Source organism: Saccharicrinis fermentans DSM 9555 = JCM 21142 (assembly GCF_000517085.1).
Lineage (GTDB): Bacteria > Bacteroidota > Bacteroidia > Bacteroidales > Marinilabiliaceae > Saccharicrinis > Saccharicrinis fermentans.
On the sequence record NZ_KI912107.1, the window covers coordinates 4,712,763 to 4,734,548 of the forward strand.

Sequence of the window (21,786 nt, forward strand, 5' to 3'; positions counted from 1 at the left end):
CCGATGAAAACAAGATTAATTCTATACTTATGTTTACTTTGTTTTTTAATGCCACCAATTTGCGGTGAAGAGTATAATATGAGCAGCCTAACTTCGCAAGATGGTCTTTTTAGCGATCGGGTTTTTAAATCTTTTCGCGATAAGAACGGTTATCTGTGGATTCTTGGAATAAACGGAGTGGCACGTTACGATGGAAAATATATAACGAACTATAAACCATCGAATACAATTTCATATCATTACATTAAAGGAACTCGTTTTTATTCCATTTTTCAGGATAAGAAAGACAATATTTGGGTAGGAGGAAAAGGAGGTCTTAGCCGATATGAGCCATCAAAGGATACCTTTATTCCGTTTCCGATTGGGGAAAAGGGGTTAAAAGATGTTCGACTAATTGAACATTATAGGGATAGTACTATTTGGGTATCGTGTGTTAAATCAGAAAATTACTTAATTAATATCTACACCCAAGAGGTAAATAAACAGGCCGAAAAGTATTTGTTTACATCATCGCTAAAGGATCGTAATGGAAATATATGGTTGAGCACTAAAAAAGGAAATATTTTAAAAAACTACGAGCATACCGGTTTGCAATTTAAATCGGGTATTAATGATATTTGTTTTACTCCGTCCGGTAATTTATACATTGCAACCAATAGTGGGGTTGAGGTTGTCAAAAACATACTCAACCAAAAGGATGGTTTTAATGGCAGTAAGGCTTTGGTCACTCCGAAACTTTGGTTGTCAAACCGAAATGTACATGCATTAGAATATTTTGAAGGAAGTGTTTGGGCAGGTACAAACAACGGGCTTAACAGGTTGGTTTTGGATAAAGCAGAGTTGCCGGAATATATCGAAGATTATTACAGTCAGCCTCGAAATCCCTTTTCGTTAACGAATAACCTGATTCATGATATTACTTGTGACCGGGAGGGAATTCTTTGGATTTGCACATATGGAGGATTAAATAAATTGGATCCATCTGTTCAGTGGTTTAACAGCTTTCGATACGATCCTGAGGAAAACAATACTTTGCATGATAGTTATATATTCCCGATCCATGGTGATAAACAAGGTAATATATGGATGGGGAGCTATACTTCGGGATTATCAAAGTACAATACGGGTGAAAAAAAATTCAAATGGTTTCATAAAGATAATTCCAGACTGGCCAGCAATCATATAACTCAAATCTATTGTGATTATCAGGGGAGTACATGGATCTCAACCACAGATAATGTTTGTATTTACAGTATGGGCCGTATGCTTCCTGTAAAGTTTACAAATACTAAGAGTAATTTGCAAAATAATGTAAATTCAATTATTCAACATCCCGAAGGAGATTATTGGCTGGGGACGAAAGATAAAGTATTTAAAATTGAAAAAATAGATGTAGACCACTACAAGGTAATGAGGGAGATTGAACTAAAAGGTTCGGGATCTATTATTAGCCTGTTTGTGGATCATTACAATAGAATTTGGGTTGGAACCTCGAAAGGTTTATATCTCATTGAGAACTCTGGAGAACTTAAACCTATTCCGTACAAGAAAGCGCAATATCCTGTTTTCCGATCAAACATATTTCAGGCTATTGGAGCGGATGTTGATGGTAATATGTGGTTTGGGTCTGAAATAGGAGTTTATTACTTGAAAAACGATAGTGTTTTTAAAAACGCCCCACATAAAGTTAAGTTCAAGGGTTTTTTTGAAGAGGATGGACTCACAAGCAATTATGTGTCCGGGATACTGCCCGGTAAAAATGGTGAAATGTGGTTTAGTTCTTGGAAAGGAGTGATGAAATATGACCCCAAAGGAATAGGGATAGGCAGCTTTATACCTTATTCATTTAAGGAAGGGTTGGTCAGTGAAAAATATAACAGGAATGGGTATTATCTGGATAGCATCTCAAATACGGCTTACTTTGGAAGTGCCAATGGTGTTAATTACTTGAGCATAGATAAGGAGTTTAAGGAGTCGGACGTGTTTAATGTGTTAATTCATAATATCTCAGTGGATGGTAAGGATATTGAGGTAATTCATGATAAAGAAAATGTGTTTGCTGAAATTAGTACTTTCGGGGGTATTGGACAATTACAGGTTCTTTATAGTTCTTCAAGTTTGTTATCGCCCCCAAAACAGCTCTTCGCATGGAAACTTGAAGGCAGGGATGAAGATTGGACATATACCAGAAATAGGGAGCTTTTGTTTCAGGAACTTGGTGTAGGGGACTATAGTTTAGTGATACGGCCTGTTTCTCCTCATGCCGGACTGGAATCCTCCGTTTATATAACTATCAAGATAAAATCTGTAGTCTACAGGGTTTTGTTCGGATTTTTAATTGTAATCTTAATCATCTTGCTTATCTACTATCTGAATAGATTTAAACAGCTTAATGAACCCCAGGAGAAGTATATATATTCTAAATTATCCTCTGATAAATCTTCGGAAATAGTTGAAAGACTGAATAGAATAATGAAAGAACAGAAACCTTATCTAAATCCGGAACTAACAGTTAACGAACTTGCAGAAATGGTTGGAATCAACTCCGTAAAATTGTCGCAGGTTTTAAATGATTTTTTACAAACGCGTTTTTACGAATATGTCAATAGATTTAGAGTTGAAGAGTTTGTTGTTTGTCTGGAAAAAGAAGAAAACCAAATCATGACACTGTTGGGTCTTTCCGAAAAATGTGGTTTTTCATCCAAATCTTCTTTCTATCGTTTTTTTAAACAAGAAAAAGGAACTACCCCAGCTCAGTTTGCAAAAAATCTAAAAAAACAGTAGTTTTTTTCTGTCTCAATTTATAGACACTTTTTTAAGCCCTGAAAAATAGTGCTTTGCAATACAAGAATATATTTTTGGATTGACAAAAAAAACGTATTCAAAATGGACAAGACACGTATTAAGTTAAAAAGTATTGCCAAAATAATGATTGGCACAGTATTGTTTTTTGCAATTAACCCACATTGTAATTCAGCTAAAAAACAATCTTCGAAAAAACCTAACATTATATTGATTATGGCTGATGATTTAGGTTGGGGAGATACCGGTTATAACGGGAATAAAATTATTAAAACACCTTATCTGGATGAGATGGCGAAAGAAGGGGTCCGATTTAACAGGTTTTATTCGGCGTCTGCTGTGTGTTCGCCAACCAGAGCCAGTGTGTTAACTGGGCGTAACCCTTATCGTACCGGAGTTTTCTATGCCAATATCGGAATATTACGTCCCGAAGAAGTAACGATACCTGAGTTATTGAAAAAAGAAGGCTATACTACCGGGCACTTTGGAAAATGGCACCTGGGAACACTTACAACTAAGGAGAGGGATGCCAATCGTGGTAAACCCGGTAGTATTAAAGAATATAATCCTCCGATTAAACATGGTTACGATGTAGCTTTTGTATCAGAATCAAAGGTGCCAACTTACGATCCTATGAAAAAACCTTTACAGCGATACAATAAGAAAGGTTGGGATTACCTTAAAGAAGGCGAAGAGTTTAAAGATTACGGCACACATTATTGGGATATTAATGGAAATAAAGTAGTGGACAATCTGGAAGGAGATGACAGTCGTGTGATTATGGACAGGGTAATACCATTTATCGGCAAGGCAAATTCTAAAGAACAGCCATTCTTAGCTGTGATATGGTTTCATACGCCCCATATGCCTTGTGTAGCTGGTCCAAAATACCAGGAAATGTACAAGAATAATGGCGTGCTGATGCGTAATTATGCGGGCTGTATTACGGCAATGGACGAGCAGGTTGGGCGACTAAGGGCTTATCTTGAAAAAGTCGGAGCGGATTCAAATACCATGATATGGTTTTGCAGTGATAATGGACCAGAGTCGGGAAATCCCGGTACGGCGGGCGGTTTTCGTGATCGCAAGCGTTCTTTGCATGAAGGAGGAATACGAGTTCCCGGAATTATGGTTTGGCCTGAGAAGGTGAAAAAAGGATTTCAAACCGATATCCCTTGTGTGACCTCAGATTATTTGCCGACAATAATGGATGTATTGAATATTAAAGAGAAGAGTGCTCCGAATAAGTTGGATGGAATAAGCCTATTGCCGTTGTTGGAAGGTAAAATGAAAGAACGTTCTAAACCGATTGGATTTTGTATCAAAAATCAGATGAGTTTATCGGATAACCGATATAAGCTTTATGTAAAAGACGGGCAGTTTGAATTGTATGATATCGTTAGTGATCCTTATGAAGAAAAGAATATTAAAAAAGAGGAGTTTTCTGATGAGTCAAACCTGTTGAAAAAAGGATTAATGAAGTTTATAGAATCATGTAAATCCAGTTTTGAAGGTGAAGAGTATGGTAAAGCTTCTTTTGACAAACTGAATCAAAAATGGCCTGATCCCTTAAAGCATGCAAACAAGAAAAAATAATAAACTTAAATAGCTAGGTAAAGAGTGGATTGCAAGTAATGGAGCATCTTCAAGTAAAACATAGAGGGTGACAATTTATCCATAAGCATATTCAATAATTTTCAATCAATGAGTAATCCCCATTTAAAAACTAACTATCAATATAACGACCGCAGGGCAGGCCAGAACAATAGCCCCGTGGCCGGCGTCGGCGAGAGACCATAACCCAGAAGCTGCATTAGAAAATCTATTACGAAGTTCTAATACATCATTTGGATTGGTTGAAGCAGGGGAGGTAGTGATCTTTGTGGCAACTTCAATAACGAAGTTATCATGAGGGCCTTTTAATATATGCCTTGCCGAGTAAAAAGAACATTAACGGAAGTTTCAAAAGCAAAGAAAATCATCATATAAGTTAGAAACATTGCTCTCAATTAGATAATGGAAGTACCAATGCTGCAGCAGAATCTTTCAATACAATAGTAATGGATTTCAGAAGACAATTCAGAGGTGTTGTTGATGTAAAGTTCTCCTTGTTCAGATTAACAAAAATATTTGCATGACAACTATAAGCAGCATTTATACCCAACTTTTGACACTGACCCATTATTTTTTTTACGTTGAGATAATCCATTTTAGATAAAAAAAAGCCACTCGAATAAATCGAATGGCTTTTAGTGGCTCCCCCTTCAGGACTTGAACCTGAGACCCTCTGATTAACAGTCAGATGCTCTAACCAACTGAGCTAAGGAGGAATGAACCTTGTATAAAACAAAGTGAAATATATATGTTTATGATAGCTCCCCCTTCAGGACTTGAACCTGAGACCCTCTGATTAACAGTCAGATGCTCTAACCAACTGAGCTAAGGAGGAGTGTATTTAATATATTTCAATACAATTATTTTGCTCTTTTGAGAGCACTTTTGCATTTGTAAGCGATCGACTTTTCGATAGCTGTTTTGTCAAATGCGGAGCAAAAGTAATAGGATTATTGAAAGTATGCAATATCTTTGTGAAAAAAAATAGAAAAAAATTACATTAATTTATTAAAAGTCTGATTATGAGTAAGGTTCTTGGAATGGGAAATGCATTGGTTGATATTTTAGCAAGGATAGAACACGATGATTTACTGGAGAAACTCAATTTACCCAAAGGTAGCATGCAATTAGTGGATGCTGATACCTCGTCTAAGGTGTTAGATGAAATTGCTAATTATACCAAGGAGCAGGCATCAGGAGGGTCTGCGGCTAATACCATTCATGGCTTATCTTGTTTAGCTGTGTCAACTGGTTTTTTTGGAAAGGTAGGAAGGGACGAACTGGGTGCTTTTTTCAAGAAGGATATGAGTGAAAATAACATAGAGCCCCAACTATTGGAGAGTGATAGTTCATCAGGAAAAGCAGTTGCTCTTATTAGTCCCGATTCGGAACGAACCTTTGCTACTTACCTGGGGGCTGCAGTTGAGTTGTGTGCCGAAGATGTGTGTGATGCGTTGTTTAAAGGCTACTCCCATTTTCATATTGAAGGTTATCTGGTATATAACCAACCCTTAATTGAAAAAGCTCTTAAATGTGCCAAAGAAGCAAATTTGATTGTTTCATTAGACCTGGCAAGTTTTAATGTGGTGGAAGATAACCTGACTTTTTTGAAGGATATGGTGGCTAAGTATGTAGATATTCATTTTGCTAACGAAGAGGAAGCAAAGGCTTTTACTAACAAGACACATCAAGAGGCACTGGATGAGATGGCAAAGGATTGCAATATTGCAGTTTTGAAATTGGGAAAAAATGGGTCGCTGATTAAACAAGCTGAAACTACTTTTGAAGTAGGTGTTATACCCGCTAAAAGTATCGATACTACAGGTGCTGGGGACTTATATGCTGCCGGATTTTTATATGGCCTCGTAAATCTTATGCCGCTTGATAAATGTGGAGAGATCGGTGCTTTGCTTTCGGGAAATGTAATTGAAGTGGTGGGGCCAAAAATGGATGACGAGCGATGGAAAAAAATTCATTCAGAATTAAAGAAATTAAAAAACTGATTTGGTAGATAATAGAGGATGCACCAGGCTGTGTTTGTGCTATTGAATAGAATATTGTAAGCATGGGATGGAATCAGACATAATACTCTCCATCCCATTGCTTTGTGTGTTTTATTGATGCTTTATTTCTTTTTGAAGGGTCTGATTAACACGCGTAGAGACTGGTCGCGTGAAAAATAGCTCTGAGCCCAATTGATAAAAATAAACAATCGGTTTTTAACTCCAACAATGGCCATCAAGTGGACAATAAGCCACATGAACCAGGCTATTACACCCGAGAAAGTAAAGGAAGGCAAGTCTACCACTGCCATATTACGACCTATGGTAGCCATTGATCCTTTGTCGCGGTATTCAAATTCTTTGGCAGTGCCACGTATCAGATTTTTAGATAGCAGGTGGGCTTGTTGTATGGCAACCTGGGCAACTTGTGGATGACCATTGGCATATTTTTCGGTTACCATTGAAGCCATATCGCCCAGGGCATAAATGTCGTTTAGTCCTTTTACCTGATTGGTTCTATCCACCGATAAGCGGTTTCCTCTCACGTAATATTCATCTGCAATACCAGGTATGCGTCTAACTCCAACGCCGGCTGTCCATACTAAATTTTGAACTTTATAGCTAGTGCCGTCCTCCAAGGTCATATCGTCACCATTGTAGTCTAATATTTTGGTCTTGAGGTGTACTTCTACGCCCAGGCGGGTAAGGAACTTAAACGCACTATTGCCAGCTTTCTCACTCATGCCGTTTAGCAGGCGGGGAGCGGCCTCATATAACCGTATTTTCATTCGGTTAAAATCAAGTTCCGGATAGTCTTTGGGCAATACGTAACTTTTTAATTCTGCAATGGCTCCAGAAAGCTCTACCCCCGTGGGGCCACCTCCTACAATCACTACCGAGAGTTGTTTGGCCTGTTCTTTACTATTTTCAGTTAAAATGGCTGTTTCAAAGCTTTCGAGAATGCGGTTTCGTAGGTTGATAGCCTGTGCTGTTGACTTCATTGAAATTCCATATTGCTCGATGTTTTTATTGCCAAAGTAGTTTGTGTCGACCCCGGTTGCCAATACCAGTTTATCGTAGCTTAGTTCGCCTGCTTTGGTGATTATTATCTTCTCTTGAGGTTTTACTTCTAGTAATTCGGTATTTCTAAAGTGTAGGTTGGTGAATTTCTGAAATGCCTTCCGGATTGGGAATGAGATATTACTGGGCTCCAAACCGGAAGTGGCTACCTGATAAAATAGTGGTTGAAATTGATGAAAATTTCTTTTGTCAATCATTACCACTTGATACTGCGATCCAGCCATTTTGCGGGCTAATTTAAGTCCCGCAAATCCTGCGCCGATGATGATCACTCTTTTTTTTCCGTTGTTGGGTAAGTTAAATCCGTTTTTCATACGAGTGCGTTGTCTGCGTTATAATAATAACATCAAAACTACCCATTGAAGAAATTGTTCTCTCCATTAGAGAAATTTTTCGTTAATTTAGGTTAAGGATGGGGAATTAGTTTTTTCTACATCTTATTTTTGTATTGAGTGGTCCTTATTTTTTTTAGAAATTGAACTTCATGGCTACACTGAGGTAATCACCTTCTGGCGTTAAGGAGTAGTAGGGTTGAAGAATTACCATTTCGAGGATGTCTAGGTACATGCCTAGAGTTTGGCTCTGGTGCCATTTGTTGGAGTGTTCTCCATTCAACCACACACGTCCTAAGTCATATCCCCCCAGTACACCAATGTCCATCGGCAAATAGTCATTACTCCATTTGACAATTTTAAAACGCAGATCGGAGTTATTATAGAAGAGTGATTCACCTCTAAAACGATCGTTTCTGTATCCTCGGAGGTGGCTTGTATTGCCCAAGCTGGGATATTGGTAAAATTGTGGTTCGCCATTTACCGCTTGATAGCCTGCACTATTTACCAATACTATCTTGGGTCTGTTAGATAGGGTGAGGTAGAAGGTGGCGTCTGAATCAAATTCCCATAATTCTTTGTTGCCAGATAGTTCATTAAAGTAGGTTAGACCTACATTAATTTTAAAGCCATTAGATGGGTTATTTTCTCTATCCAATACCTGGATTGCATATTTGGCTGTTCCTCCCCCAAAATGCTTTCTTTTTAGTTCGTCGGCACTAAACCCAATTTGCGGATCACGGGCCACACGACCAATGGAGTTCTCTAGACTTATGGTTTGGTAAAAAGGACCAAATACAAAACTCCGGTGTTCGTTGGCGCTATGCCAACCAAATAAAGGTGCAATACGGGTAGAGCGTTTTCTCACCCAGTTATATTGTTTGCGATAGTGATGGTTGATGGATTCGTTGCCGTAGCCAAAGAAGTTTTCTATTAAGGGATGATCGATGTTGAAGGCCGGAACAAAGTCGAGTTGTCCCAGTATATTTGAAAAATGACCGGCATACCCAATGGTAAAGGCATCTTGACTGCCCGGAGCAACGGAAAAGTAGGCCTTATGTTTTGATTTAAAGGGTTCTTTACGCCACGCTTGTCTGGTCCAAGTATAACTTCCTCCCAACCATATGCCATCATCCTTGGTATATCCTGCGGTAAGCAAAGGAAGACCTGTATTGTATTTAAAAGCATTCCTGTCGTATTCATTTACCTCCAGATCATTGGAAGTTCGGTTCACGAACCCTTCTCCCTCTAGTTGTATACCTTTGTTGTTGTCGTAGGCAAATATTCTATTGGCTTGTGATTCGTTTGTAGCTACATCTTTGTCTTCACCTCCAATGATTCTTATTTTTATTTTTTTATGGTTGTCGCCTGTTATTTTAAATGTATCATCACCCCTTAAGCCGTATATACGAATCTCTTTTGTTTCGTCGGGATAAAAGGTGCGGTTATATTTTTGTAAGTCGGGTTTATTTTTTCTAGGAATGATGTGGCTTATTTTTACCGATCCGTCTTTATTTTTATGGATGTAAAAATGGTCGTCATCATCGGTGCCAACTATCTCAACCTCTTTGGATATGAATTCATAGAGTTTGCGTCCCATTTGTAGTAGGTTGGTACGACGTTCTTTTAAAAGGGGTACCAGCTCTTGATTCATTGTCTGAACCTCAGTAGGCAAGGATTTTATGGACGAAGCAATGACCTCGTCTGTCATATTATTTTGCAGTTCTTTGATGATGGCTTCCCAGTCGCTCCATTGTAGTTGGTTGAGGAAGTAACGATCGAAATAGCGGGCGTTGAATGACTGGTTTTTTACATCTTTGACATCTCCTTTCATGGTCTTGAATTTTTTAACAAGAAAGGTAGACACATACCATGGGATGAGCCCTTCAAACTTATAAAAGGCCTGGTCTCGGTCGCGAGGAATGGGTCGGTATAATGTACGGTCGTCCTCTTCAAAGGAGGCCCATCGCCATTGGTCATCATGTCGGTCCCAATCGTGAATCCATAGGTCGAACATACGTGATTTTAATACCCATGGCTGATCTATAAAATGACTTTTCTTTTCGCGAAGAATTTCCAGTAAATCTGTATATCCAATTATTTTTTTACTGTAGCCAAAATGATCTGTATCGCTCCAATCATCATTGGGACGTTGTTCGAGCAGGTATAATTCCTCAGAGAAGAGGGCGTTGTAATTTCCCAATTGCTTTTGATGTTTTAGGTATACCAACCGTGGTTTGGTATAGTATATTCCGGCTGCTTTGGATAGTGTAGGTAGCATCAATGCACCGTAGGGGTGACTGGCGCTGTTTAAATCCTTCATGATATTCATGGCCTTCAACGATCGGTACTTTTCGTCTACCAACTTGGTGTAGTCTTTTTTTATAGACCGAAGAATATATTGTTTGCCATCATCTGCTTCCATTCTTAATGAATTGGACGACATACCTCCACCTTTTTTAATGGGCTTTAGTCCGCCTAGTTCTTTTTCCAGGTTAAAAACCGGCACATTAACAGGTGTTGTCCACATATTACGATATTGCTTTCCAAGCCAAAACTGCTTTCTTTTATTTGCTTTAAAAGCGGGATTGGCTGCAACAATTGTATCTTTTTGAATGATGGAAGGGTAGGATTGGGGAATGTCTACTGTTCCCGGTTTTGGTTGTCGTAGTTGTTTTCTGAATTCTAATTTAGCTTCTTCACCAAAGTTTGAAACAGTATAGAATTCTACCCATGACTCATTATTATCGTAGAAGTTAATCTTTGCATATCCCCTGGCTTCTCTGGCAAATTCAGCATCACCTCCTGCAGCGGTGTAGTTTAATTTACTGCCTGATCCGCTTACGATATAGCGTAGATCATGGTCTTCAAAATATTGTAGAGAATGTTCATGGCCCGAAGCAAATATAACGTCGATGCCCAACTCTAGCGCTTTGTTGTTAATGCCATTTGCCAATTCCTGGTATTTTTTATTGGCTATATCTTGAATGTTGCCCGTTGTTTTTCGATAGAAAGGAATTACTGAGCCAATAACAGGAAGGGGTATCCATAAATTTTTCATTTCGTGTAGTGGAAATAAATGATGTTTCCAAGAGAAATGTCCGCCATGTTCCCCATTGCTTTTAATAGGGTGGTGCATCAGGACCACGATTTCGTCGTTTTTGTGATCTAGAAATATTTCCTCCATACGTTGAAGTAAATCGGCACGTGTTTTTATGTCACACCCTTTATTGATACTTTTTTCTTCTTCCCAGTTTTGGAGCCACCACTGACTGTCAATAAATACAAACACCAAATCTTTATGTATCTTTATTTCTTTGGGATCTCCGCAGCCGTCTCCGGGGTACATTTTCACTTTATGCTCAAAATCATCTTCAAAATACTTTTCTATGTATTTTTCCTGTCGTTTTACGGCTTTTAGTCCTTTTTTTTGACCTCTTTTCCAATCGTGATTACCCGGGATAAAGAACGTGTTGCCATTGCAATATTTGGCAAGTTCAAGAGATGCGTTTATTTTTTTCTCCATGGATGCCCTGTCATTTTTATCTTTTGGAGGCATTCCCCATGGATATATGTTGTCTCCAAGGAAAACTAAGGTGGTGGGATTTGACGTGGACAACAAATCTTTACCTACGGCATCCAATACAAAATTCTTACCAGTGGTATGGTCGTCAAGTTTGCCGGCATCGCCTACTAAAAACAGGGTATGCACCGGTTGTTTGTTTTGGGGCATTGTTTGTAATTCCCAGTCTGTACTCCCATGGCCATAATAAGGTGAGCGAAGGGTGCCGCATGAAATAAGACATAGTATTAGTAAGAGGGATAGTACATTCTTCATAGATTTATACTTTCTTTCAATGGTCATATGGATCTCACAAGAAAATTAATTATTCACCAAGTTTTATATTCAAAGGTGTTTATGAATACTAAGTATTCCATTCCTCTGTGTGTGAATTCGTTCCCCTGACTCATTTCATATACTCTAGTGAATTATTATAAAGGGTATATGAAATTGGCGATTGGCATCATTTTAATGTTGCCTTATGCCTTGATTTTTAAGGTGTGGGTTTATAGATAAATATTTTTCCATTTCTACCTTGTCCTTCGGTACTTATAAATAAGTTTCCTTTGGAGTCAAAGCAAATACCTTCAGGTTGGGGTATTTTGTCTTTATCCAATAAAACACACTCAATGAGTTTATGTTCCTGTGAAAATATCAACATCATACTTTCTCTGGCAGATAACAAATATAGATTTCTTGTAAAAGGGTGGATGGCTATGCCTGAAGGAGAAAAATCATCTGCTCTTTTCAAAGCCTTGTCGCCACCTCCATTTTTTTTGATAAATTTTTTTATCCCTTTTATACGAAGAAGAAGATAGGGTTCTTTTTTAAATACCTTATCTTCTATAGAATAGGCATATATACCTTTGGTTCCTTTGGGATCATTGTTTAATGATTTCGCTTTGCAGGCTATTAGTAGTTCTTTGTTCATTACATCGTAGCTTAAACCTTCAACGTCATTTTTTGATGATAAGGGTGTATGAATACTTTCCGTTTCTTCATTAGAAAAACGATATAATATTCCGCTACTATTTATTATAAAGTTATTGTTGTCCACTTTTTCAATCCCTTCGTAATCACCACTTGGTCCAAATTTTTCCTTGCCCAATACTTTCCCCGATGAGGGTTCTATCTCATATAAAAGGCCTTGTTCGTCGTTCACAGCTAAAAGAGTGTTGTTGGATGGGTTGTATGATAGTCCGGATATCTCGGATAAGGTAAGTGGTAACGTAAGGGTTATATCGGGCCATTTGAAATGATAACCATCCTTGTTTACGGATAGTGATGGGTAAGTTTTAGCCTTGTGCTTTTCTCCTACCGAATGAAAACTGCATGAAGAAAGACATAACTGCAATAATATAATGCTTAGTATTTTTTGCTGCATAAATAATACTTTTACAATGAATGCAAATTAAGAATAAACTTTTTAAACGAATGAATCCAATAAGGACGTAATGTATAAAATCCGAGATTAAGAACGAAATATAGTGCTTAAAGTGTTAAAGCTACTTTATGTGATTGCTTACCAATATGAGTTATATCTACCCTGCGAAAATTTTGCATTGTTGATGCGTACCTGCGATCGTTGGGATACTGCTAATTCGGATAAGCTATTACGCATTAAAATTACTACCAATCAAGTAGTCTGCTAACTTCTTTCAAAAGTCATGTGGAACTCGCCGAAATTATTTCTCTTTCTCCGTGTGTGAATCTACCCTCCCCCCCTGGCTCGATTCAATTCACCATATTGACGCTATGTCTCATTGGGTTAAAGCAATAGTAACAGCCATAGAGGAATACTTATTAGAGATAGTAGATGCGTGATTAAGATGGTTCCACTGAAGAGTTTGGTGTCTGCACCGTATATTTCTCCTAATACCTGACTTGCCATGGAGTTTGGCATGACTACAACGATGAGCATTACGTTGAGAAAAGGGTGGTCAGGGAAAAATTGTTTAAGCAGTATGACGCCTATGATTGGTATTAGTATGAGTCGGAACAGTGCTACACCCCATAAATCTAGAATTTTTAAATCGCTAAATTTCATTAATCCCATGCGGCCGCCTACCATAATCATGGAGATAGGTATTGTGGCCTGCCCCATTTGAAAGATTGTTTTTTGAGAATAGTTTAAGAATAAACTTTTATCCAGTAAGTTTTGAAAGGGCATATTGAAAATATGAAGACCTATCAATATCAGTAGAGAGAAATATATGCTTACCATGGGGGCTGATAATAAATGCTTTAGGTCTTTTGTTTTAAAACCGCCTCCGTTGGTATTTAAAATGGAGATACCTAAGGTCCATACAGCCAGTTCTGCGCCCAGTGTGGATAGGATTAAAGCGCCCATTTGTTGTTCGCCATAGAGCTTAGCAATGATAGCCAGGGGCAAAAAAGAGTAGTTGTTAGTGGTCATTTGAAACAGAATGCTTCTGCGTCTTTGCAGGTCGTCACATTTGAAGAAGCCCAGGTATAGTAAACCGGCCAGGTAACCAATAATACAAAATACAAATATTGAAACCGGTAGTTGCCATGACTCTAGTACCTTTGTTATGGTAAAGTTTTTGGTGATGGAACTAAAAATTAAACAAGGGTATAGTACTTTAATTATGATATGACTTAAGGCTTTAAGAGCGGATTCTGATATAATATTTTTGCGAATGATCAGATAGCCGGGAATCATCATCAGAAATACTGATAATACATTTATAAACAAGGCTTGAAACATGATTTATATTTTGAACGCAAAGGTAAAACAATATATGCAATGGAAGCCAGTGCTGACAGTGGACGTGTAGAATGGGGAGTTGGGTTTAAGAGTCAAGTGTCAGATAGACAATGAAAAATGTTTTCTTAAAAAATAATTTTTTATTGTTTTTTAAGAAAGTTATTTTGTGACTTTGTTTTTTTTAACCTTACTGATGGTTCGGTTCCGGGCTCATCTTATTGGTTGTTATAATTTCACAAAGGACACTTCTTCAAATATATCAGAAATACCAAAAATATGATATCCTTTGCTTTTCATTTTTTGTATGAACTCACATGTTTTTTGTTTGCCATTCTGAAAGAAACGCTCATGAAATTCAACGACTATTTGTTTTATTTCAATATCTGAGTTGAGTATTCCATCTATGACATCATATTCAGATCCTTCAATATCCATTTTTAGTAGGTCTATATTTTTATGACCTAGTTCATTAGCTATGTCTATAAATGATTTCATTTGAACATGAAGTATATCTTGACTGGAGACGCCATTGTTAAGGATCAGGCTTCCGGATATATATGTTTTGTTTTTGGGAAGATGAAATGGCATTTTACCAGTTTCTAAGGCAATACCATATTCTTTCAGGTAGAATGTTGTGGGTAAAACTTGGTTTTTGCACCAGGCTATTGATTTGGGTGTTGGGTCAAAGGCAAAGACAGTACAGGAATGGTTCTCGATGAGACATCTGTCAAAGGATATATCTTCACCAATGCCAAAGGAGTATACCACCGAATTTTGATTTATGAATTGGTGGGCCACATAAAACCCGCCACCTTTGTTTCCATACCATGTTTTTTTCAGGTGAGTACTCTGGGTGATATGCTTAAATTTTCCATTCAGGATATAGTAGAGTCGGGTGAGTTTTGAATTCATAAATATTAGTTTTAACAAAACTAGTAATTATTGGCAGTTTATGGTTGGCTGTTATGGAAATTTTATTATTTAGTGGCTGCAAGAAAAGGACTGTTTTTTCAGTATTTGGAGTTTTCTTGCAAAGACTATTTAATATGTTTGTGAACTATCGCTATGCCAATTGAATAATGTATTGAAGGAGTGGAAGGAATTTCTTTTTGTAATACAAATAGTGAATTACCGCAAAAAGGCTGTCTTTTATGGGACAGCCTTTCTCAACTAACAAATCAAAAATCCGAAAAAAACGTTCTGTTTTTTTTGAGTTAATCAAATTAAAAAACTAGTTTTAATTACGTCTTTGTCCACGACGTTCTCCTGTTTCTTTTTCTTGGGTTTCCATTTTTTTGTATTGCTCATCAGTTAATACTTTTTTTAATGCTGCTTTTTTGTCTTCTCGTATTGTCTTCATACTTTCACGCATTGCAGTTCTGTCACCTGATGAACTATTGACTAGTTCCTGTTGTTTTTCGGCAAATTCCAAGTTGATGCTTTTAACTTTTGCTTCTTGTTCATCGCTTAGATTTAAGCTTTCTTTCATACGTTCGGTTTGCTTTTGAGCCATTTCTTCGGGAGTACCCATTTTTCCTTTTTGAGGACGTTGTGCTTCAACCGAAAATGATATTGCAAGTATTGCAATCAGACTAAATATTAATTGCTTCATGATAGATAAATTTTTTAATGAATAATATACTTTTCAATGATCGCTTTGTAATTTAGACGACAGAAAAAAAATTACCCCTCACTAATTTGAAGAAAAGTGAAAAGCGACTTCAAGTGGGCTATTCACATAGCGTATAAAATACAAAATCTTTAAGCAAAGCGTATGTGCGATGAAATACTATGTTTAGGCGTTTATTATTTTTCATTCAAAGACCACAGGGAGCGCACCTAAAGTGCTCACTATCTGCATTAGTGATGCTTTATTATGGCTTGTTTCATTCCAGCAATGATGAATGTTAAAAACGTTTGTGTTTTAACACGTAGCGTAGGAATTTTAGCGTGATAAAAATGTGATGATACAAGGTAGCAGCCAGGCCATATTGCTCCACCATAATGAGGAATCGTTCCCTTAAGCCAGGGAGGATGTTTTGCTTGGTGTACCCACCGTCGAGGAAGCGGGAAAGTATCAAGTGTGTGTTACAAATAGTTTGGGCCTTTCTCATGGCCAATAGGCACCATTCAAAATCGGCGGAAAAGTGATATTTTAAGTTGTAATGTGTCACCAGTGTTCTTTTTACGATAAACGACTGGTGACTGACCAACATTCCTTTTTTTAAGCTTTTCCAGTTGAGAGAATGAGGAGTTTTTAGTCTCCTATTGCCTATGGTATTTCCATCGGGATCTATCATCACCGTTTCGCCATAATAAATATCGGCATTGGGCATAGATGCCACTGTGTGTTCAAGCGTTGTAACATCGAATATTTCATCGCCTGAATTTATAAACCAAAGATAGTCACCACTGGCCATATTCATTCCTTTGTTCATGGCATCGTAAATGCCTTGATCAGGTTCGCTGATCCAGTGGGTAATAACATGTTTATATTGTTGAATAAGAGAAAGTGTTAAATCCTTTGATCCTCCGTCGATAACAATATATTCTATGTTTTTATAACTTTGTTTTTCAATGCTTTTGATGGTGGCTTCGAGGGTATCTTGCCCATTGTACACCACGGTGATAATAGATATTTTAGGATAAAAGCGCATTTGCTAACTAACCAGAGATGTATATAATTCGTTGTATTGTTTAGCCACTGTATTGTTTGCATATTTTTCTTTGGCAAATGCTGTTGTTGCGTATTTCATATAGTCAGCATTGTTCTCATATAATAAGTGGTAAATGCCCATGCCAAAGTCATCACAGTTATTAGCAGTGGCTAAGTATCCTGTTTCTTTGTGTTTGATCATTTCTGGTACACCGCCAGTGTTAAAAGCAACAACAGGAACTCCACATGCCAGAGATTCCATGGCTGTATTGGGTAAATTATCCTCCATGGAGGGTAAGGCAAACGCATCTGCACAATTGTACAGGTTGGCTATTTTATTTTGATCGGATATGAAATCTATTTTATGCCACTTATATGGTAGTTTATTGATTGCTTGTGATTTGCAGTCTCCAAAGGTCACTAATTCGAGCTCCTTTACCAAGTGAGGGTGTCTAACATCCATAAATTCTAGTGCTTGGATCAATTGTTTGAAACCTTTTCGGGGGTCGTTAATGTTTGCAGCGCCAAATAGCAGTAGTTTCTTTTTTTGTGGCAGATCAAATTCCTGGCGGCATTGTTGTTTATCTAAACTACAAAATACAGAGGGGTCGATAGGGTTGGGTATATTTATTACAGGGTGATTTTGCAATAGAGTACTGTCCTTGGCTGCCTTTTCCATCCATTGGCTACATCCAACCGCATTCATCTGGGTAGTATTCCATAATTTCTTTTTCCGTTGAAGTATTCTGTGAGAAAGATCTTTTTTACCTGAATTTCGTAGAAATTGGCATTTGCCGCAGCCGTTCATGAAATTTTCGCAGTCACCGGCATAGTGGCATCCTCCAGTGAAAGGCCACATATCATGTAGTGTCCATACTATCTTTTTATTTAATTTAAACAATTTCTCTAATGATTTTAGCGAAAGAAAGCCTTGGTTTACCCAATGTAGATGAATAATATCGGCTTCTTGTACCAAAGGGTGTTTGCTGATATCTATTCCTGAACTGGCAGGCGAAAATTTAAAACGTACTTTTTTATTTTTCTCATAGGGTAAAAAACAAAGTCGTTCCTTGACAAATCTCCTGAAAGCCTTCTTTTTTTCTTTTTTCGAATGAGCAATGCTTTCAACCTGATTGAATCCTTCGCTTGATTCTTCAACCAACATCTTTACATCTGTACCGCTTTCTTTAAGGGCATTAAACAGCCTGTAGGCTGCGACAGCCGCACCTCCATTGCTGGTCGATTTATTAATTATCAGAACTTTCATAGTGTGAGATTTTTTTTCATTTATCAGATAAAACGAACCAAGATAACGGTTTATACGTGTGAGAATAATGCGCTCGTGGTTGGTTTTATCTGTTTAAATTTCAGTAAAATATTGATCGTTAGTTTTTTTCATTCTCCTGTGTGACTTAAATAGGGCTTCTCCTTTTTGGTTAAATAAGTAGCTATGTTCATTGAATTAGGATGATATATTAAATTTAGTAACAAAGCTAATTTTATTATGAATCAGGTTTCTGGCTTATATTTTGGTTCTTAATTTATTGTGGTCGAGCGTGAAGTGTAGCCCTCTACTTTCTTTACGCTTCATGGCCATTCGTATGATTAAGTAGCCAACGTTTATTTTATTTCGCAGCTCACACAAATCTTTGGTGACAATGGAATCGTCAAAAAGACGCTCTGTTTCTCGATAGATGAGTTCCAGTCTGTCCAATGCTCTTTTTAGTCGAAGGTTGGAGCGAACAATGCCAACATAGTTGCTCATGATTTGCTCCACCTCTTTGTTGGTTTGTGTAATCAATACCATTTCTTCGTTGTGGGTTGTTCCCTCGTCGTTCCAACTAGGTATTTTTGTTTTATGCTTTATTTTCTTGACTGCTTCAGCTGCATCTTTAGCGGCTACATCGGCGTATACGATTGCTTCGAGTAAAGAGTTACTTGCTAATCGGTTTGCTCCATGTAAACCTGTTGAAGAACATTCTCCAGCTGCATAAAGGTTAACGATAGAGCTACGGCCTTTTAGGTCTACTTTAATTCCGCCACACAGATAATGAGCTGCAGGAACTACCGGAATCATCTGTTGGGTAATATCCACTCCAAGTTCCAGACATTTATGGTAGATGGTAGGGAAGTGTTTTTTTGTTTCCTCTGCATTTTTGTGGGTCACATCCAAGTAAACATAGTCTTCTCCTGTGTTTTTCATTTCATTATCGATGGCGCGGGCTACAATATCGCGGGGTGCTAGATTGCCTCTAGCGTCGTATTTATTCATAAAGGCAACGCCATCTTTTCTTTTTAAAATAGCGCCGTAACCACGCATGGCTTCTGTAATAAGAAAGGAAGGACGTTCTTTGGGATTATACAAGGAGGTGGGGTGAAACTGCACAAACTCCATGTTCTCGATGATGCCTTTTGCCCGGTATACCATGGCAATGCCATCGCCGGTAGCAATTGTTGGATTGGTAGTAGTTTGGTATATGTTACCGATACCACCGGTTGCCATCATTGTTATTTTAGATAGTATGGTGTCTACTTTGCCTGTTTTTTCATTGAGTACGTAGGCGCCATAACATTCTACATCGGTACGCCAGCGGTAGGTTATTTCGCCTAATTGGTGTTGAGTAATAATGTCAACGGCATAGATGTCTTCAGCAAACTCAATGTTTTCATGTGTTTTGGCCTGTTCAATTAAGGCGCGTTGAATTTCAAAGCCGGTGTTGTCGAGGTGGTGAAGAATACGAAATTCGGAATGACCACCTTCTTTGTGTAAGTCGTATTTTCCTTCTTGTGTCTTGTCAAAGCCTGTGCCCCAATTGATTAGTTGCTTAATTTGTTCAGGTGCATTTTCAACAACCATTCTAACGGCGTCTGGGTTAGAGAGCTGATCGCCCGCTATCATGGTGTCGTCAATATGTTTTTTAAAATCGTCCGGTTTATACGTAACAGCAGCAATGCCGCCTTGAGCGTATGTGGTGTTTGTTTCTTCTAGTTTAGTTTTGCTAATGACTAATACTTTACCGTAAGGTGCTACTTTTAAGGCAAAGCTTAAGCCTGCTATTCCGGAACCTATTACCAGAAAGTCCACTTTCTTTCTCATCCTAATATGTTTTTGCTCTCCTAGTGTCTTTTGGGGACACAAATGTTAATCAATACGAAAACAAATATAGCTATTTCAATAATCCTATATCCGAATTAATTCGGAAAAAAAGAATTTTGGGTTATTTTTGCATGAAATAATTAGCAAAACACCGAATTTGAATGGTTTAGAAACGGTGATAATTAAAAATAAAATATAATAATAAATACAGATTCGGGGTAAGTCAGCATAATGTTCTTTTCTTGTCAGCTAATTAATGTGCTAGGCGAGATATTGGTTCGCTCCATTTCTATAAATTAATCATCTATTTAATATGGCTCAGGAAGATGTTTTTAAAAAATTAGTGGCCCACTGCAAAGAGTACGGGTTTGTGTTTCAATCAAGTGAGATCTACGATGGGTTGGGAGCAGTGTATGATTACGGCCAGTTGGGTGTTGAACTAAAAAACAACATAAAAAAGTACTGGTACGATGCCATGGTTAAGCTCAATGAAAATGTGGTAGGACTGGATTCTGCCATTTTTATGCACCCTACCACTTGGAAGGCTTCAGGACATGTTGACGCTTTTAATGATCCCTTGATTGACAATAAGGATAGCAAGAAACGCTATCGAGCTGATGTATTGATTGAGGACTTAATACAAAAGATTGAAGGCAAAATAGAAAAAGAAGTAACCAAAGCAAAGAAACGGTTTGGGGAATCTTTTGATGAGGCGCAGTTTAAGAGTACGAACCCACGTGTTTTGGCTAATCAGGAAAAGATTAATACCATCCATACACGTTTTGCCAAGGCCTTAAATGATAATGATCTGGAAGATTTAAAACAGATTATTATTGATTATGATGTGGTATGTCCTATTTCAGGAACTAAAAACTGGACGGATGTGCGTCAGTTTAACTTGATGTTTGCCACTGAAATGGGATCGACAGCTGATGGTGCTAATACGATTTATCTGCGTCCGGAAACGGCTCAAGGTATCTTTGTCAACTTCTTGAATGTGCAGAAAACCGGACGGATGAAGATTCCTTTTGGTATTGCGCAGATTGGAAAAGCTTTTCGTAATGAAATCGTAGCGCGTCAGTTTATTTTCCGCATGCGTGAGTTTGAACAGATGGAGATGCAGTTTTTTGTACGTCCTGGCGAAGAGATGAAATGGTTTGAGTATTGGAAAGACTTCCGTATGAAATGGCATAAGTCGTTGGGTATGGGAGATGAGAAGTACCGTTACCACGATCATGAAAAATTGGCGCATTATGCCAATGCAGCTACAGATATTGAATACCGTATGCCATTTGGATTTAAAGAGGTAGAGGGTATTCACTCGCGTACCGATTTTGATTTGAGCCAACATCAGGAGCATTCAGGTAAAAAGTTACAGTATTTCGATCCTGAATTAAACAAAAACTATGTTCCTTATGTGGTGGAGACATCCATTGGCGTGGATCGTATGTTTTTGAGTATCATGGCCGGTGCATATACCGAAGATGAGGTGGAGGATGCAAAGGGCAGGAAGGAAACACGTGTGATGCTAAAATTGCCAGCAGCTTTGGCTCCTGTAAAAATGGCTGTGTTGCCTTTACTAAAAAAGGATGGTTTGCCCGAAAAAGCGCGTGAGATTGTGAATACCTTGAAATTTGATTATAATCTGCAATACGATGAGAAAGACTCCATCGGGAAACGCTATCGTCGTCAGGATGCTATCGGAACACCTTTCTGTATCACCGTGGATCATCAAACATTAGAGGATCATACAGTAACTATTCGTTATCGTGATACGATGGAGCAAGAACGGGTGGCTATTGCTGATCTGGAAAAAATATTGGAAGAAAAGGTAAGTATGAAAAATTTATTTAAGCAGCTTGTTTAGTGGTTAATCTACGAATAATAAAAAAGCAGCCCCAGAGCTGCTTTT

Annotated in this window: 14 protein-coding genes and 2 tRNA genes; 5 read left to right on the forward strand and 11 right to left on the reverse strand. The window is 38.0% G+C overall.

Annotated features, from left to right (window positions below):
• Positions 1 to 78: 78 nt before the first annotated feature.
• Together CYTFE_RS0119280 and CYTFE_RS27335 are read left to right on the forward strand one after the other, a co-directional pair.
• Positions 79 to 2,784 carry a two-component regulator propeller domain-containing protein gene (locus tag CYTFE_RS0119280; protein ID WP_044213752.1) on the forward strand — a complete coding sequence of 902 codons (2,706 nt, stop codon included), beginning with the start codon at positions 79 to 81 and terminating at the stop codon, positions 2,782 to 2,784.
• A 102-nt stretch (positions 2,785 to 2,886) separates the two neighbouring features.
• Positions 2,887 to 4,398: a sulfatase family protein gene (locus tag CYTFE_RS27335; RefSeq protein WP_081736045.1), complete on the forward strand. Its 1,512-nt coding sequence runs from the start codon at positions 2,887 to 2,889 to the stop codon at positions 4,396 to 4,398.
• 657 nt (positions 4,399 to 5,055) lie between these two features.
• Here CYTFE_RS27335 and CYTFE_RS0119295 read toward each other — a convergent pair.
• Together CYTFE_RS0119295 and CYTFE_RS0119300 are read right to left on the reverse strand one after the other, a co-directional pair.
• Positions 5,056 to 5,132, reverse strand: a tRNA-Asn gene (locus tag CYTFE_RS0119295).
• Positions 5,133 to 5,177: 45 nt separating this feature from the next.
• Positions 5,178 to 5,251: transfer RNA gene (locus CYTFE_RS0119300), tRNA-Asn, on the reverse strand.
• A 187-nt stretch (positions 5,252 to 5,438) separates the two neighbouring features.
• On the opposite strand from CYTFE_RS0119300, the gene CYTFE_RS0119305 reads away from it, so the two are divergent.
• Positions 5,439 to 6,419: an adenosine kinase gene (locus CYTFE_RS0119305; RefSeq protein ID WP_027473154.1), complete on the forward strand. Its 981-nt coding sequence runs from the start codon at positions 5,439 to 5,441 to the stop codon at positions 6,417 to 6,419.
• A gap of 122 nt (positions 6,420 to 6,541) precedes the next feature.
• On the opposite strand, the gene CYTFE_RS0119310 is transcribed toward CYTFE_RS0119305, so the two are convergent.
• The 4 genes from CYTFE_RS0119310 to CYTFE_RS0119325 form a co-directional block, all read right to left on the reverse strand.
• Positions 6,542 to 7,813, reverse strand: a complete 1,272-nt coding sequence (locus tag CYTFE_RS0119310) for an NAD(P)/FAD-dependent oxidoreductase (protein ID WP_027473155.1) — start codon at positions 7,811 to 7,813, stop codon at positions 6,542 to 6,544.
• A gap of 154 nt (positions 7,814 to 7,967) precedes the next feature.
• A complete protein-coding gene (locus CYTFE_RS0119315) occupies positions 7,968 to 11,669 on the reverse strand; it encodes a metallophosphoesterase (RefSeq protein WP_162150098.1) in 3,702 nt (1,233 codons plus the stop codon).
• Between the two features lie 217 nt (positions 11,670 to 11,886).
• Complete coding sequence (locus CYTFE_RS0119320; protein WP_027473157.1) at positions 11,887 to 12,777, reverse strand: SdiA-regulated domain-containing protein; 891 nt, start codon at positions 12,775 to 12,777, stop codon at positions 11,887 to 11,889.
• Positions 12,778 to 13,161: 384 nt separating this feature from the next.
• Positions 13,162 to 14,121 (reverse strand): AEC family transporter, encoded by a 960-nt coding sequence (locus CYTFE_RS0119325; protein ID WP_027473158.1) that lies wholly within the window; start codon positions 14,119 to 14,121, stop codon positions 13,162 to 13,164.
• Here CYTFE_RS0119325 and CYTFE_RS31580 point away from each other — a divergent pair.
• Positions 14,113 to 14,235 (forward strand): hypothetical protein, encoded by a 123-nt coding sequence (locus CYTFE_RS31580; protein ID WP_262505069.1) that lies wholly within the window; start codon positions 14,113 to 14,115, stop codon positions 14,233 to 14,235. The genes CYTFE_RS0119325 and CYTFE_RS31580 overlap by 9 nt on opposite strands.
• Positions 14,236 to 14,346: 111 nt before the next feature.
• On the opposite strand, the gene CYTFE_RS27340 is transcribed toward CYTFE_RS31580, so the two are convergent.
• From CYTFE_RS27340 to nadB, 5 genes are all read right to left on the reverse strand, one after another.
• The gene (locus CYTFE_RS27340) at positions 14,347 to 15,033 is read right to left on the reverse strand and encodes an FkbM family methyltransferase (RefSeq protein ID WP_052343312.1); all 687 of its coding nucleotides are present in this window, start codon (positions 15,031 to 15,033) and stop codon (positions 14,347 to 14,349) included.
• A gap of 325 nt (positions 15,034 to 15,358) precedes the next feature.
• Positions 15,359 to 15,733 carry a DUF4890 domain-containing protein gene (locus CYTFE_RS0119340; protein WP_027473159.1) on the reverse strand — a complete coding sequence of 125 codons (375 nt, stop codon included), beginning with the start codon at positions 15,731 to 15,733 and terminating at the stop codon, positions 15,359 to 15,361.
• Positions 15,734 to 16,028: 295 nt separating this feature from the next.
• On the reverse strand, positions 16,029 to 16,778 hold the full coding sequence (locus CYTFE_RS0119345) for a glycosyltransferase family 2 protein (protein ID WP_027473160.1): 750 nt from the start codon (positions 16,776 to 16,778) through the stop codon (positions 16,029 to 16,031).
• A 3-nt stretch (positions 16,779 to 16,781) separates the two neighbouring features.
• Positions 16,782 to 18,044, reverse strand: coding sequence for a glycosyltransferase (locus CYTFE_RS0119350; RefSeq protein WP_027473161.1), 1,263 nt, complete (start codon positions 18,042 to 18,044; stop codon positions 16,782 to 16,784).
• A gap of 255 nt (positions 18,045 to 18,299) precedes the next feature.
• A complete protein-coding gene (gene nadB, locus CYTFE_RS0119355; protein WP_027473162.1) occupies positions 18,300 to 19,874 on the reverse strand; it encodes an L-aspartate oxidase in 1,575 nt (524 codons plus the stop codon).
• Positions 19,875 to 20,187: 313 nt separating this feature from the next.
• Here nadB and CYTFE_RS0119360 point away from each other — a divergent pair, with 313 nt between their 5' ends.
• Positions 20,188 to 21,741 (forward strand): glycine--tRNA ligase, encoded by a 1,554-nt coding sequence (locus tag CYTFE_RS0119360; protein ID WP_027473163.1) that lies wholly within the window; start codon positions 20,188 to 20,190, stop codon positions 21,739 to 21,741.
• Positions 21,742 to 21,786 lie beyond the last annotated feature (45 nt).

What these genes read in the sequence shown, in the direction of transcription:
- CYTFE_RS0119310 (WP_027473155.1), bottom strand. Translation starts at nt 7,813, where the DNA reads ATGAAAAACGGATTTAACTTACCCAACAACGGAAAAAAAAGAGTGATC.
- CYTFE_RS0119340 (WP_027473159.1), bottom strand. Translation starts at nt 15,733, where the DNA reads ATGAAGCAATTAATATTTAGTCTGATTGCAATACTTGCAATATCATTT.
- CYTFE_RS0119280 (WP_044213752.1), top strand. Translation starts at nt 79, where the DNA reads ATGAGCAGCCTAACTTCGCAAGATGGTCTTTTTAGCGATCGGGTTTTT.
- CYTFE_RS27335 (WP_081736045.1), top strand. Translation starts at nt 2,887, where the DNA reads ATGGACAAGACACGTATTAAGTTAAAAAGTATTGCCAAAATAATGATT.
- CYTFE_RS0119320 (WP_027473157.1), bottom strand. Translation starts at nt 12,777, where the DNA reads ATGCAGCAAAAAATACTAAGCATTATATTATTGCAGTTATGTCTTTCT.
- nadB (WP_027473162.1), bottom strand. Translation starts at nt 19,874, where the DNA reads ATGAGAAAGAAAGTGGACTTTCTGGTAATAGGTTCCGGAATAGCAGGC.
- CYTFE_RS0119345 (WP_027473160.1), bottom strand. Translation starts at nt 16,778, where the DNA reads ATGCGCTTTTATCCTAAAATATCTATTATCACCGTGGTGTACAATGGG.
- CYTFE_RS0119305 (WP_027473154.1), top strand. Translation starts at nt 5,439, where the DNA reads ATGAGTAAGGTTCTTGGAATGGGAAATGCATTGGTTGATATTTTAGCA.
- CYTFE_RS0119360 (WP_027473163.1), top strand. Translation starts at nt 20,188, where the DNA reads ATGGCTCAGGAAGATGTTTTTAAAAAATTAGTGGCCCACTGCAAAGAG.
- CYTFE_RS0119350 (WP_027473161.1), bottom strand. Translation starts at nt 18,044, where the DNA reads ATGAAAGTTCTGATAATTAATAAATCGACCAGCAATGGAGGTGCGGCT.
- CYTFE_RS0119315 (WP_162150098.1), bottom strand. Translation starts at nt 11,669, where the DNA reads ATGAAGAATGTACTATCCCTCTTACTAATACTATGTCTTATTTCATGC.
- CYTFE_RS0119325 (WP_027473158.1), bottom strand. Translation starts at nt 14,121, where the DNA reads ATGTTTCAAGCCTTGTTTATAAATGTATTATCAGTATTTCTGATGATG.
- CYTFE_RS27340 (WP_052343312.1), bottom strand. Translation starts at nt 15,033, where the DNA reads ATGAATTCAAAACTCACCCGACTCTACTATATCCTGAATGGAAAATTT.